Source organism: Methanocaldococcus lauensis (assembly GCF_902827225.1).
GTDB classification, from domain to species: domain Archaea; phylum AGJL01; class Methanococci; order Methanococcales; family Methanocaldococcaceae; genus Methanocaldococcus; species Methanocaldococcus lauensis.
In genome coordinates this window covers 1,018,470-1,032,198 of record NZ_LR792632.1, presented here as the reverse complement: position 1 = coordinate 1,032,198, position 13,729 = coordinate 1,018,470, and the positions used below count along the sequence as shown (strand labels likewise).

Below are 13,729 nucleotides of genomic sequence, written 5' to 3'. Positions count from 1 at the left end.
TTTTATTTTTTATTCATTTTCAATTTCGTTAATTAAGTTTAATGAATCTGTGTCTCCATATTTGTTAGCAATATTTTTGATTTTTTCGAGAATCTTTGGCTTTTTGTTAGTTAATTTTTTCAACTCCTTACAGTATTTTATAACATCTCTATATCCTATCTCTAACACTTTACTTTTAAATTTTGAAAGTTCATAAGCCAAAAGTCCTCTTAAAACATCATCATTTGAGAATAAAAATACAGGATGTATCCAAATTATTATTTTGTCATCATCATATTTTTCTACAAAGTTCTCTATTTTATTTATATCCATAAACACATCTACATAAACTGATATTTCTTCTTTTATGTTTATATTTTCCAATAAATCTTCAAGTATATTGTTAATTTTAGTATCAAATTCAATAATCTTTTCATCTAATTCTTCATCATTTAACTCCATCCATTTTAACATTCTCTCTTTAAGTTCTATTGTTGTGTTGTTATTTGAAGGATAAACTATTGAGTAATTATTCCCTTCAAATTTGTAGTTTTTACTAACTCTCGAAGATAAATTAATAATCATTAAACCATCGTCTAAGTTTTTTAAATTAATACTTTTTAATTTATACTTTCTCATTTCTACTTCAAAATCTTCCAAGTTTTTAAAATCTTCTAAATTTCTAATATAAACTTTCTCCCCATTTTTTCCTTTTATGTAAAATCCTTTAAATTCAATTTCAGCAAGATCTCCTCTAATTATGTCCTTTGAAAATTCATCTAAATTTTTGTAAATATCATATAAAATTTTTTGAGCTAATTCCTTAGACTTCATTAATTTCACCTAAATTAGTTATATGGTATCTATAAATTATCCTCCTTCTCTTAAATACCATCCTTTATCTTTTATATTTTTAATAATATTATTTTCTAAAAATCCTATACCTAAAACTTCTTTATTTTCATTAAAGACAACTATTCTCCCAGAGCCCTTAACCTCTATAATTGACTCTTTAAATATATCTCTTCCATATAAAAATAATGTTTCACCTCTTTTATTTACAACTGCATAGTTATTTATTATATAGGGAGATATTAATGTAAAGCCCTCTAAAGATAATCTAAATTTTCTTTTAATTTCACCAAATATATTTCCTACTGAAAATATCTCCTCAAACTTATTTAAATTTTTTATTGTTTCTTCATTGGTGTAGCAAACAGTTAACCAATATCCCTCTAAAACAACTAAATTTTCATATTTGAAATTATTAGCGTAACTTTTTTCAGTATAACTACATAACTCCTCTTTTATCAAATCAATTTCTCTTTTTTTTAATTTTCTAAATTTCATAGTTTCACATTTTGCTTAATTTTACATAATTTAATTTATAGAAATATTTATATATACCCATATTTAAAATCTTATAACTATATAATATCTACTATATCAAAAATATCAAAATATAGTCCTTTCAAAGATTCATTGAGATATTACATAAAAGGAGAGTAAAATATTGTAGGACTTAAGCAAATAATCCCAAATAAAAGAGAAAAAGCATGACGCGGGGGCCGGGATTTGAACCCGGGCTGGGCGATGCCCAACGGGATTAGCAGTCCCGCGCCGTACCAGGCTGGGCCACCCCCGCACTAAGAAAGCAAACAGTATTTGGGTATAAGACATATATATATTTTTCGTTTTGAAATCATAATGTGGAATGTAGGAAAAATAATATATAATAATATAACTCAATAGTGTCTTTAAAAATAATTTTAAAATAATTGGACTTAGGTGAAATTATGAAAAAACTACTAACATTGCTATTCTTATTTATATTATTAAATACTACTTTTGCTGTAATTATAAAGGCTCCAGCAGTTTCTTTAACTGATATGGGTCCAGAAGGGGTCCCTATAAGTATACAAATAAATGTGAGTAAAGGAAATGGACATGTTTTTATGGATACTTTACCATTAACACAGTTAGATATGCAAGGTTCAGCAAGAATTGCGGCAAAAGTTGCTGGAGAGATTACTGGAAAGGATATGAATAAATATAATGTCTATATTACTGTAAGAAGTGATGTTCCAGTAGTTGGAGGACCATCAGCAGGAGCAACAATGACTATTGGAATTATCTGTGCATTAATGAATTGGAGCATTAACCACAATGTTATGATGACTGGGACTATAAACCCAGATGGAAGTATTGGTCCAGTAGGAGGAATATTAGAAAAAATAGAAGCCGCTAAAAAGGCAAACTGTACAATTATGTTAATCCCAAAAGGGCAAAGATATGTTACTGAAAATAATATGAAAATAGACGCTGTTAAATTTGGAGAAAAGTTAGGAGTTAAAGTTATAGAGGTTGGAAGTATTTATGAAGCACTTCCATACTTTACAAATAAAAAGATTACTATGAAGAAATATCCTGAAAATCCAATTATTGAAGAAAAATATCAAAAAATAATGAAAGATTTATGTGATAAGATATTAAAAACAGCAAATGAGAAATATGATAATATCTCCAATGAATTAAATAACGAATATTTTGGTTACAATTATCAAAATAAACTATCATCTGAATTAAAAGAAGCTAAAAAATTATTAGATAAGGCAAACGATGAATATATGGATGAAAAATATTATTCTGCAACATGTTCAGCATTTAACGCACTAATTAAATTAGAAACAATCGACCATACAATAAAATATCTTACAGGAGAAGAAGATATTAAAACATATCTTAACAATGTTCAGAATCAAATAGATTATGATAAAAAAGTAGTTTATTCAAAAAATTTAACTTTAAATAACTTTGAAGAAATTTTATCTGGAAGGGTTAGAATATCTGAGGCTGAGAGTTTATTAGATAAGGCATGGAAATCTTACTACTTAGGAAACTATGAAGATGCAATAAAATATGGTAGTTTTGCAAAATTGAGAGGAGAAAGTGCAATTTGGTGGGTTACACTATGTGAAATTAATTGTAATGATAGCAACAATAAAATAATAAATGAATCCTCTCTAAAATCTTTGGCTCAGCAATATTTAGATAATGCTGAGACAATTACAACATATGTTGAGACATTATATCCAAATTTAGTAAGTGACGACGTTTTAGATGATTTAGAATCTGCTAAAAAAGCATACAATGAAGGAGATTATGTATTAACAATTGCTAAAAGTATAGATACATGTGTAGAGGCAGAGATTCCATTGGTTATATTTGAGGATAAAGATTATTTAAATTACTTAGACAGTTTTTCAAAGAATAAAATAAATATGGCTGAAACTATAGGAATAAATCCAATATCAGCCCTTGGTTATTATGAATATGCTAATAGTTTAAATGATAGTTTATTAAAGATTATGTACTATAAATATAGCTCTTACTATGCTCAAATGGATATAGATATAGTAAAAGAGTTGAATAAAGATAATAAAGGAATCAAAGAGAGTTTTGATAATGAAATTAACATAATTAATACAAATGAGAACATTGTTAATGCTGAAGAATCTACAAAAGAAAATAATAATATTGCCATTATCATATCTGCAATAGTTGGAGGATTAATAGGGTTTGTAGGAGGATATATTGCAAAAAAAGTTTCTACTTAATAAGACTCTCACAAAAATTACTATTTTTTAATTTTATAATTAAGAATATAAACTGAAAAAATTTTATTTAACTTTTTCATCATTATTTTATGGTGAGAAATGTGGAAAAACAAAATTTACAAAAGAATACTAAGGAATTATCTAAAAATGTCTATTTGTTAGGATTTACAAGCTTTTTGAATGATATGAGTAGTGAGATGATAATGCCAATTTTACCAATGCTTATTACAAGTTTAGGAGGAGGTAGTTTATCAATTGGCTTAGTTGGAGGATTGAGGGAGCTTATCTCAAATATTTTGATGGTTTTAGTTGGTTATTATTCAGATAAAATAAGAAAAAGAAAGATTTTTGTCATTTTAGGTTACTTAACATCCTCAATATTTAAACTCCTCTTAGGTTTATCAAAAAGCTGGTTAAAGGCAATTATATTTTCATCCCTTGAAAGAATGGGAAAAGGAATAAGAACTGCTCCAAGAGATGCAATAATATCTGAAAGTATGCCTAAAACTTTGGGTAAAGGTTTTGGAATACAGAGAGCTTTTGATACTGCTGGGGCAATATTAGGCTCTACTATTTCGCTATTGTTTATATTGTTTTTTCAATATAAGTTTAATCAGATAATTTTAATAGCAGCAGTTATTGGATTTTTTTCTATTATTCCTTTATATTTTGTTAAAGAAAAAAAGATTGTTTCTAATAATAACAAAATAAGATTTAGAGTTGGAATTAAAAACTTGTCAAAAGAGTTAAAGCTATTTATTCTAATCTCAGCCATATTTACTCTAAGTAATTTTAGCTATATGTTTTATATTTTGAGAGCTCAGGAATTTTTAATGATAGTGGATGAAAAGATGGCTGTTGTAATTCCTATAGCTCTTTATATTTTATATAACATCTTTTATGCCACATTTTCAATTCCATTTGGAATTTTATCAGATAAAATTGGAAGAAAAAGTGTTTTAACCTTAGGATATATACTTTATGGAATTACCTCATTAGGATTTGCTTACTTTATTTCTCAAAAAAGCTTAATATTGTTGTTTGCTTTATATGGAATTGCCTATGCCTCATTTGCTGGAAATCAGAAAGCTTATGTATCTGATTTATCGTCAGAAGATATTAGAGCCACTGCTTTAGGATTGTTTTATACTGTAGTAGGATTAACGAGCTTACCTGCAAGTTTGATAGCTGGCTATCTATGGAAAATAAATCCAGAAATAACATTTTTATATGGAAGTTTCTTAGCAATATTTTCAGGTTTGTTGTTGTTATTTTTAAAAACCTAATTTCTTATACAAAATTTCACCAGTCTTTTTGTTTCTAATCTCTAATATTCTATGTAGTGGAATGTAAGTATCTTCATATATCAAATACAAATAATTTCCTTTAATTTTAACCTCACTTAATGGAATTACTTTTTTATTATCTTTACCTCCTCTATGGATTATAACAATCTCAAAATTATCTATGTTATCCTTATAATTTGGATGCCAAAAGAGTTTATTTAATATTTCCTTGAGCATAATTCCACATCTATAAGTATTATATTAAATCTCTATCTAATAAACCAAGTTCTTCTCCATTTTCATTAACTTTTATTCTTCCAAACCTTATTTCTTTAAGATTTTTAATTTCATCTTCATTAATGGGGGATAGTATCTCTAATGTTTCATTCTCAAAATTTATATTTTTTAATATACCCAATCCAATGCAAAAGCCCTCTTCATCAATTAATCCAACTATTAAGTTGTTAAATCTTTCAGGCTCAATGTAGTATAGAATGTTTTTATCAATCTGTCTTACCATATTTGCCAAATCTCTTTTTACTATTGTATATCTTCCCTCACATTTAACTCCATAGAGTATTTTCCATTTAAAAAGAGATTCTAATAGGTATTTTTCATCCTTCAAAATCTTCTCTCCTTGAAATATCCTACTTCCACTAATAATTACATCATTAAAACCAATATTATAAATTTTTGAAGTTTTAAAGTATTCTTTCCATTTTTCTGCTCTAATTTCTTTCCTCTCTTCCCTACTAAATGATTTTGCATTTTCATAAACTTTTAAGTAAAAAATTCTAATTTTATTTTCAAAAGGCTTTAATATAGATTTAAGTTCATTTCTTTTTTGCAGAGCTATTATAATATCTGGCTTAATCATTTCTATTTTCATCCTCTTTAAATCAGCTCCAGAGCCCGTTATTAATCCAGTGGTATCAACTATAACAACATCTGCCTTATCCTCTGCATAATCACACAGCAACTTAGTTCCTACAACTATATCTCCAAAAAATTGAATTGGAGTAGTTGAACCAACAAAGTAACTTTTATAAGGTTTAAGTTCATACAAATTGCTAAAATTTGTTTTTGGAAATGATAAGCTTATAGTTGCTGGTGGTAAAATACTTTTTTGTCCAATATCACAATCAATTATAGCCACTCTATAATTTAAATTTAAAAGTTCATTAGCTAAAAAAGTAGTTAGAGTAGTTTTACCACTGTTTAATCCTCCAAGTATTAAAATTTTAATAGGCTTTTGACTATCTTTAAGATTATTTAAAACCTCAAATCTATCATCTGGAACTTCTGATGGATAAAGAGATTTATTCATCATAGTATCCACCAGATTAAACTGTAAATTATTAAAAATGTAATTACTGTAAAATCAACTGCCTTAAAAGCCATTAGAGATTTTTCAATGTCTATTTTTCCAGAACCCAATTTATAATATCCTATTTTTTCTAATGTTATATTTAAAGCATTAGCCAATGTAGCCATTGTATAGCCAGAGTTTGGAGAACTTACCTTATTAGATTCCTTTAAAAATCCATATATTGCCTTTCTTATATTTCCTTTGTAAAATGGAGCAGTTATTATTAATAATAGTCCAGATATTCTTGAAGGGATAAAATTTACTATGTCATCCAATCTCGCGGCAATTTTTCCATACCATAGATATTTTTTATTTTTATAACCTATCATAGCATCTAATGTATTTATTGCTCTATAAACAAAAGCCCCAGGCAATCCAAAAATAATTGCATAAAATAAAGCTCCAATTATACTGTCAGTTATGTTTTCAGACAAACTTTCTATAGTGGCAGAGAGAATATGCTCCTTATCTAACTTAGATGCATCCCTACTTACAATATGCTGAACAGCCTCTCTTGCTTTTTCAATGTTGCCCTCTTTAATATACAAAATTGGCTTTTTACAAAAATCGAATAAAGATTTATATCCAATAGTTGTTGATAGTAAAAAAGCATATACTATATAGTTTAAAGGAAAATATAGAGATAAAACAATTTTTTCTACATAGATTGATATAATAGCAACAACAGATATTGTTATTAAAGTAATTATAAAACCAAATAAAAAATCCTTATATCTATTTTTGCTATTTGTAGATTTAAATATTTTTTCTAAGGAATATATTAATTTACCTATCCAAACAGTTGGATGAATTTTTTCAGGAAGTTCTCCAATTATTTTATCAAAAATAACTGCTAAAATTAATATTATTGGATTTAACATTATTTCCCTATTATATTTTTTAAATCATCAAAAATTACCTCACTTTTACAAAAACTTGGCAAATAAACAGATGCCTTTCCAGAGTTTGTAGCAACAACTTTATAACCTAAATCCTCTATTGGAGAGACAACCATACAAGTATCTTTAATTATTTTTCCTCCTGCCTTTTTAATTATCTTTGTATATCCCATTCTATCTGCTATTGCTTTAATATGTAGAGAGCTACAAACCCATAAATCAGATTTTAATTTCTTATCCTTTAACATTTCAGCAATTTTTTTAATTTCCATTAGAGAGCAGTGGGGACAGCCAATACAAATTAAATCAGGCTCTTCGTTTGTTGTATTTAATTTTTCATAACTCTCTTTTATATCATCAATTCCAATAGTTATCTTTTCAACTTTGTCATCAATAACATTTTTAACTTTGCACTCTGCTGTCAAATTTTTAGCGTGATATAATGCTACTCCACCACTCGCCGCCATTGCCGCCCCTAAGGATTTTAAGTCATCATTATTGGGATTTAGTTTGTATAAATTTTCAAAATAAGGAACTCCATTTTTTACAATTTTTCCAACTAAGTAACCTAAGGCACCATAAAAACTCTCTTCTTTGTCAATATTTTTTATTAATTGAATATCTAACTCTATAACATAATTTGCTTTTCTATTTTCATCTAAGTGATAACCATAGTATGGCGTTTTTCCAATAATTGCTGATGCTAATGCTGAAGGTCCTCCTTCTCTATTTGTTCGTGCTCCAATAACTGAATTTGCAAAACTCACAGCTGAACTTTCAGCCCAACTTATATGTTCTCCAAATTTAGGTAGGTTTCCAGTTAAATAAGGAGTGCAAGTGCAACCAATTTCAACACCCATTTTTTTAAACGCCTCTATTATTCTTAACTGTTTTTTAGCAAATTCTTCACTTATGCCTAATTCTCTCCATATATCTAAATCCATTCCAGCCGGGTTTAATGTAGAATGAACCTTAACTTTAACATTTTCTTTAGAAAAATCCTCTAAAAATTCTAATCCAATGTCTCCTATTGTTTTATATGAAACCCCAGAAATTTGAGCAGATTTTATTGGAATTAATCTTTCAGCCCCATATATGTCCCCCAAAGAAACCAACAAATTCATACATTTTCTTAAAATTTCTCCATATTCTCCATCTAAAATTTTTTCCTCCTCTTTTGTAAGATACATTTATTCCACCAAAATCTTTTTTAGGTTAAAATAACCAAACTTTAGAATTAAAATAAAAATAATTTAACCAAAAAAATAAAATAATAAATTACTCCTTTATTTTATTTTTTCAAACAATCTTTCATTAGCAATTTCTAAATATTCCTTTAAAATGTCCTTACTTTTTACAGCGTCTCTTATATTTTTATTTTCAATGGTAATAATTCCATCATACTTAATTTCTTTTAATTTTTCCAATACTTCAATAAAGTTAATATTTCCTTCTCCAAGCTTTAAATGTTCATCTTCATATCCATTATTGTCATGGGCATGAATATGAATTATCCCAATTCCAATGTTTTGAAGTTTTTCAACGAATTCTGATGGATTTCCAACAGTATTTGCATGCCCTATATCAAAAGTTATTCCTAAATTTTTTGAATCAATGTCCTTAACAATTTCTAATAAAGACTCAGGAGTAGTTCCTAAGAGCCCTTTATAATTTGGCATATTTTCCAGGCCAATTTTTATTCCATAATCTTCTGCTATTTCTACGATTTCTGAGAGAGTTGAAAAGTTGTTATCTAAGATGTCATTTACATAGTTACTCCAAAGTTCTGGAATGTATCCAGGATGAACTACGACAACTTCAGAATCTAATTCAAAAGCCCCTTCAATGGCATCTCTTATACAATCAACAGTTAATCTTCTAACTCTTTCATTCATAGATGCTGGATTTAAGTCAGCAAAAGGAGCATGAACTACAATATCAACTTCATATTTGTTTTTTAACTCCATAAGATACTTTATGTTTTTTGGAGATAAATAATGAGTTCCTTCGCAAACAATCTCCCAAGCGTCAAAGTTGTGCTCAGCAATCTTTTCCAATGAGGATGTTAAACTCTCTGGTAAAAAAACCAATGATGAAACTCCAAATCTCATATTTAATCACCAAACTATTTTTTATAGCATTCCAAAAACTTCAAAGTATTTTTTCTGCCTAACCACCATAACTGGGATATTATTTTCTATCAATTTCTCTTTAAGTTCTTTATCATTCGTAGCCACGATAACATTTTTATTTTGTAGGGCATACTTTAAAATAGCTTCGTCTGCATAATTCTCAGAGTTAGTATTAACTATTTTATAATTTTTTATTTTATTAAGAGCCAATCTTATAGCTAATCTTTCTTTACCTTTTAAATTAGGGTTATTTAATAACTTTTCTAACTCTTCCTTTACTGGAGATAATATAACAATTTCAAATTTTGAGTTTATAGCCCTCTCTATTTCATAGTCAAAGTTAATCTTATGTTTAAAAACATAGATTAGAAAGTTTGTGTCTGGAACTATTTTGTATATAATTAATCACCCTCTTTTATTTTTTATTTAGAAATTATCACTCCAAAGGAGACCTACCATATTTTATGAAAACTCTCAACTCTTTATTTTTTCTCTTTAAGTAATTCATTAGGGCATCGAGTTCTATCTTAAAAGTCTGTTGTTCAATCTTTACTCCCTCATGAGCCTTCTGAAGAGGTCTTATATAACCACTATTTTCGTGCCATAGAAGTTTTCCTATTAGTTCATCGTTGATTATGTTATTAGATTGAAGTAAATATATTACTCCCCCCTTCATCGTCCTGATGTATGCTGAGGGAACTCCTTTTTCTATGAACTCCTGAACTGTTGGAAAGTAGTTTCTTAAAACCCTTGGTAAGCAGTGGGATATATTCTTTTTCTCATAATCTCTTTCTGGGTCGTAAATAACATAGTATCCCGGAATTTCTTCACCGTAAATTTTTAATAAATATGCATCAAGGAATGGAACATCAACTGTATTGATGCCAAGTTTTGAAGTAATTTTCCTACTGTAGAAGCTCTTTGCAATGTATATAAGTTCTCTTTGGAGAAGTCTTTCAAGGGAGTAGAGATATTCAAGGTAACTCAAAACTACATGGATAGTGTTTTTAGCATCTTCAATAGTTAGTGTTTTTTCTTCTCCATATTCAGAAAGATAGTGATATATAACATCTTCAATCGTCTCCCCTTTTTCAGCAGATTCCATCAGAGTTTCTAATGAAACTTTCAGTTTTTTAAGATTACTTGGAATTGGAGCGTCTCTATATGAATAACCTTCCATAGCATTATAAAATTCTGAATATTCTTCTACAACATCATCTGCCAATATTACAGAATCATATATTTCTCTTTTTTCTTCAAGATTTTTTTCAAGTTCTTCATAGTGACAATTAAGTCTATTGATAAAATCATCAATAAGTTTTTTTAAACATTTCTCACCTAAAGCATTCATTACGGTAGTTATTCCTCTAACGCTCTCTGGATAAACTGGAGGTCTCGTCAAAGAACCTGTAAGAGTTCCATCCATTAATATAGTATATTCATTATTTCCAACTATAGAGCCAAGCATATTTTCAAGTGTTTCCATCTGCAACCTAATAATTTGGTCGGAAATTCCATGATTGTATGTCATAGCGTTAGTATAAACAAAACGAGCATTTTTTCCATTACCAAAGGCATAAGATGCAACAGTATATATAATAGTTCCACTAAGCCTTGACTTTCCTTGACTACCATCAATGGCATAAACCTTACTTTCTTTCTTTTCTGGTAGAGGTTTCCAATCAATTTTTTCATTTAAAATTTTTTCTACCTCTTTAAGTTCATCGGTGAGCATTTTTAAAATTTTATCAGCGTGATTTTTTGAAATTAGACGATACATTTTTAACACACCTCAACCTCTTCCACTTTCGAGACACCATTCTCAAGTCTAATTCTAACTACTTTATCTGCGGCATCTTTTAATTCCTCATCGTGAGAAACTATTATCACTTGAGGAATTTTTTTAAGGTAGCGCTCCATTATATCAACGAGCCTTCTCCTTCTTTCATCATCAAGATATGGTGTTGGCTCGTCCATTATTAGTAATGGGATTTCTCCAGCAAGGTATAAAGATAGAGCGAGTCTAAATGCTAATCCAAGTGCTATTCTCTCTCCACAACTAAGGAAGGATAAATCTCTCTCTTTTCCATCATAAACAATTCCAAGAACAACTTTATTATCTTTAGCTTTTACAGTTACATTGGAATACTTTTCCTCTGTCAGTTCTTCAAAAATTTCACTTGCATATTCTCCAACTTTTGCCAAGGCATCTTCTTTGAGGATATTTTTAAACTTTCTAACTTTTTCCCTTAATTCTTGAACTTTTTCTTTAACTTTTTTTAAGTTTTCAAGTTCTTTTTTCTTAATTTCAACATTTTTCTTCTCATTTTTCAATTTATCTAAGTTTTTAGTAAGTTCTCCTTTCCTCTTTTCAAGATTTTTAAGTTCAGTTTCTGCCTCTCTAAGGGATTCCCTCTTTTCAATATATTCACTTCTAACTTTTTCATGTTCTTCTTTGCTATAACTATTTTCAAGATTTTCTAACTTTTCTTTTACCTCATTTAATTCATTTTCTACATCAAATTTTTTCTTTTTGAGGGAATTTAATTCATTTATTTCATTTTCAAGTAGATTTTTTTCTTTTATTAATTCTTTAACTGAATCAGAGAGTTTTATATATTTTTCATAAATTGATTTTAATCTCTCAATCTCATCTTTTAAAGTTTCTATATTTTCAAATCCAAGATTTTTAAGTTTAACATCATATTTTTGTAAATTATTTTTAATTTCATAAATTTTTCTCTCTAAATTGGTTTTTCTTTCCTCTAATATATTTTTATTCCTTAATTCATCATGAATACTCTTTAATCTACCTTCGAGTTTGTTTTTCTCAGTTGAAAGATTATTATATTTATTAAATTTTTTTTCAAGTTCTTCAAGATTATATTTAGAAAGTTTCTCTTCGTTTTCTTTTATTTGATTGAGAATCTCTTCATTGGCTATAACAATCTTCTCTTTCTTTAAAATTTTTTCAATTCTTACTTGTTCTGCTCTAAGGTTTTGTTCTCTATTATGTAGATGTTTCAATTCTTTTTCATAATTTTCTATTTCTAAATTGTATTTTTTAATTAACTCTTGTCTATGTTCCTCTGTTAGTTCAGAACCACAAACTGGACATTTACCTTTGGCTTTTCTAAGTTCAAGAATCGCTTTTCTTTTCTCTCTTATAGCATTTTCTAACTCCCCTTTTCTCTTTTCAATTTCTCTAATTTCATTAAGAATCTCTTCTTTTCTTAATTTGGCTTTTTCAATTTCAGATTTGAGTTCTTTTAGATTATCTTCATCTAAACTAAGCCGTTTTCTAAGAGATTCAATAGTATTTTTAATTCTTAAATATTCCTCATACTGTTTAACATATTCTTCCAGTTCTTTAATCTCTTTATCAATTTCTGATATTTTCTCTTGTAATTCTTTAAGTTCATTAGCCTTTCTCTCCAACTCATTAAGTCGTTCTTTAATTTGAGATATTTGTCCCTCATAACCTCTAATCTCTTTATCTGCCTTAGATTTTATTTCACTGTATTCTTTATAAAATTTTTCAAGTTCTATATACTTTTCTGCATCATCCTTAATTTTCTCAAGTTCTTTAACTTTTTCTTCAAGGTCTTTAACTTTTGACTCTCTCTCAGCTATGGAAGTAGTGAGGGATTTTATCCTTGTATCTATTCTTTCAAGTGTTTTCTCAATTTCAGATTTCTTTTCTTTTAAGTTTTCAATATCTTTGGCAATTTTATCAAGTTTTTCTAATTTTTTTCTAAGGGCATCAATTTCATTTCTAATTTTTGGAATTTGAGGGGAAATTTCTTCTATCTCTTTAATAACATTATTTAAATTATTTTTATACTCTTTAATCATATCATCTATGTTTTTCATAGCATTTAAATATTCTTCAATTCCTTTAATTTTTGATTCAATCACTTTTCTTACTTCAAGGAGATTTTTATATGCATTTTCATATTTATCAAGCCCTAACACCTTTCTCACAACTTTTTCTCTACTTTCATCACTTTCAAGAATTGCATCAATTTCTCCCTGCCTTATATAAATAGCATTGACAAAAATGTCATAAGGAATTAGTTTCTCTACCCAATTTTTAACAGAAATGTGATTTGCCTCAGTTAGATGGTGCCAAGTGCCATTATCATAGTATTTAGCAAAGGCGATATTCCTTGTTATGTTTCTATGAACTTGATACTTTACTCCATCTTTTTCGAAGAATATCGTTATTTCTGTACTCTTCCCATTAACTCGGAGGAAGTTATCTTTTTTAAGGTCTTTAGGTCTTGTGGGCCAGTATAATCCAACAAGAATAGCGTCAAGTAGAGAACTTTTTCCAGAACCATTTTGTCCAATTATAAGATTTATTCCAGATGTAAAAGTTACCTTAGTAAATTCATGGGAACGAAAGTCCCTCACAATGATTTTTTCTATTTTCATTTCTTCTCAC

The 13,729-nt window shown here is 28.1% G+C and carries 12 protein-coding genes and 1 tRNA gene; 2 read left to right on the top strand and 11 right to left on the bottom strand.

Annotated elements, in window-relative coordinates:
- Positions 1-9: 9 nt before the first annotated feature.
- The 3 genes from KMP69_RS05595 to KMP69_RS05585 form a co-directional block, all read right to left on the bottom strand.
- Positions 10-813, bottom strand: a complete 804-nt coding sequence (locus tag KMP69_RS05595) for a hypothetical protein (protein WP_214399480.1) — start codon at positions 811-813, stop codon at positions 10-12.
- Positions 814-849: 36 nt separating this feature from the next.
- Positions 850-1,329, bottom strand: a complete 480-nt coding sequence (locus tag KMP69_RS05590; protein ID WP_214399479.1) for a PUA domain-containing protein — start codon at positions 1,327-1,329, stop codon at positions 850-852.
- A 210-nt stretch (positions 1,330-1,539) separates the two neighbouring features.
- A tRNA-Ser gene (locus KMP69_RS05585) sits at positions 1,540-1,624 on the bottom strand.
- Between the two features lie 151 nt (positions 1,625-1,775).
- Here KMP69_RS05585 and KMP69_RS05580 point away from each other — a divergent pair.
- The gene (locus KMP69_RS05580) at positions 1,776-3,596 is read left to right on the top strand and encodes a S16 family serine protease (RefSeq protein WP_214399478.1); all 1,821 of its coding nucleotides are present in this window, start codon (positions 1,776-1,778) and stop codon (positions 3,594-3,596) included.
- An 89-nt stretch (positions 3,597-3,685) separates the two neighbouring features.
- Entirely contained in the window at positions 3,686-4,882 is a 1,197-nt protein-coding gene (locus KMP69_RS05575; RefSeq protein WP_214399477.1) for an MFS transporter, read from the top strand.
- On the opposite strand, the gene KMP69_RS05570 is transcribed toward KMP69_RS05575, so the two are convergent.
- The 8 genes from KMP69_RS05570 to rad50 form a co-directional block, all read right to left on the bottom strand.
- Positions 4,871-5,119: an RNA repair domain-containing protein gene (locus KMP69_RS05570; protein ID WP_214399476.1), complete on the bottom strand. Its 249-nt coding sequence runs from the start codon at positions 5,117-5,119 to the stop codon at positions 4,871-4,873. The two genes, KMP69_RS05575 and KMP69_RS05570, sit on opposite strands and share 12 nt — an antisense overlap.
- 19 nt (positions 5,120-5,138) lie before the next feature.
- Positions 5,139-6,212 (bottom strand): Clp1/GlmU family protein, encoded by a 1,074-nt coding sequence (locus KMP69_RS05565; RefSeq protein ID WP_214399475.1) that lies wholly within the window; start codon positions 6,210-6,212, stop codon positions 5,139-5,141.
- Positions 6,209-7,132, bottom strand: coding sequence for an adenosylcobinamide-phosphate synthase CbiB (cbiB, locus tag KMP69_RS05560; protein WP_214399474.1), 924 nt, complete (start codon positions 7,130-7,132; stop codon positions 6,209-6,211). The genes KMP69_RS05565 and cbiB overlap by 4 nt, the downstream gene beginning before the upstream one ends.
- Complete coding sequence (locus tag KMP69_RS05555; RefSeq protein WP_214399473.1) at positions 7,132-8,340, bottom strand: aconitase X; 1,209 nt, start codon at positions 8,338-8,340, stop codon at positions 7,132-7,134. Before KMP69_RS05555 ends, cbiB begins: the two co-directional genes overlap by 1 nt.
- A gap of 96 nt (positions 8,341-8,436) precedes the next feature.
- Positions 8,437-9,261, bottom strand: coding sequence for a sugar phosphate isomerase/epimerase family protein (locus tag KMP69_RS05550; protein ID WP_214399472.1), 825 nt, complete (start codon positions 9,259-9,261; stop codon positions 8,437-8,439).
- 21 nt (positions 9,262-9,282) lie between these two features.
- On the bottom strand, positions 9,283-9,681 hold the full coding sequence (locus tag KMP69_RS05545) for a PIN domain-containing protein (RefSeq protein WP_214400766.1): 399 nt from the start codon (positions 9,679-9,681) through the stop codon (positions 9,283-9,285).
- 37 nt (positions 9,682-9,718) lie between these two features.
- Positions 9,719-11,062, bottom strand: a complete 1,344-nt coding sequence (nurA, locus tag KMP69_RS05540) for a DNA double-strand break repair nuclease NurA (RefSeq protein WP_214399471.1) — start codon at positions 11,060-11,062, stop codon at positions 9,719-9,721.
- A gap of 2 nt (positions 11,063-11,064) precedes the next feature.
- The gene (gene rad50 / locus KMP69_RS05535) at positions 11,065-13,719 is read right to left on the bottom strand and encodes a DNA double-strand break repair ATPase Rad50 (RefSeq protein ID WP_214399470.1); all 2,655 of its coding nucleotides are present in this window, start codon (positions 13,717-13,719) and stop codon (positions 11,065-11,067) included.
- Between the last annotated feature and the right edge of the window lie 10 nt (positions 13,720-13,729).

Excerpts from the sequence above, each read along its gene's own strand:
- KMP69_RS05555 (WP_214399473.1), bottom strand. The coding sequence starts at position 8,340 with ATGTATCTTACAAAAGAGGAGGAAAAAATTTTAGATGGAGAATATGGA.
- rad50 (WP_214399470.1), bottom strand. The coding sequence starts at position 13,719 with ATGAAAATAGAAAAAATCATTGTGAGGGACTTTCGTTCCCATGAATTT.
- KMP69_RS05570 (WP_214399476.1), bottom strand. The coding sequence starts at position 5,119 with ATGCTCAAGGAAATATTAAATAAACTCTTTTGGCATCCAAATTATAAG.
- KMP69_RS05595 (WP_214399480.1), bottom strand. The coding sequence starts at position 813 with ATGAAGTCTAAGGAATTAGCTCAAAAAATTTTATATGATATTTACAAA.
- KMP69_RS05590 (WP_214399479.1), bottom strand. The coding sequence starts at position 1,329 with ATGAAATTTAGAAAATTAAAAAAAAGAGAAATTGATTTGATAAAAGAG.
- KMP69_RS05580 (WP_214399478.1), top strand. The coding sequence starts at position 1,776 with ATGAAAAAACTACTAACATTGCTATTCTTATTTATATTATTAAATACT.
- KMP69_RS05575 (WP_214399477.1), top strand. The coding sequence starts at position 3,686 with ATGGTGAGAAATGTGGAAAAACAAAATTTACAAAAGAATACTAAGGAA.
- KMP69_RS05550 (WP_214399472.1), bottom strand. The coding sequence starts at position 9,261 with ATGAGATTTGGAGTTTCATCATTGGTTTTTTTACCAGAGAGTTTAACA.
- nurA (WP_214399471.1), bottom strand. The coding sequence starts at position 11,062 with ATGTATCGTCTAATTTCAAAAAATCACGCTGATAAAATTTTAAAAATG.
- KMP69_RS05565 (WP_214399475.1), bottom strand. The coding sequence starts at position 6,212 with ATGATGAATAAATCTCTTTATCCATCAGAAGTTCCAGATGATAGATTT.
- cbiB (WP_214399474.1), bottom strand. The coding sequence starts at position 7,132 with ATGTTAAATCCAATAATATTAATTTTAGCAGTTATTTTTGATAAAATA.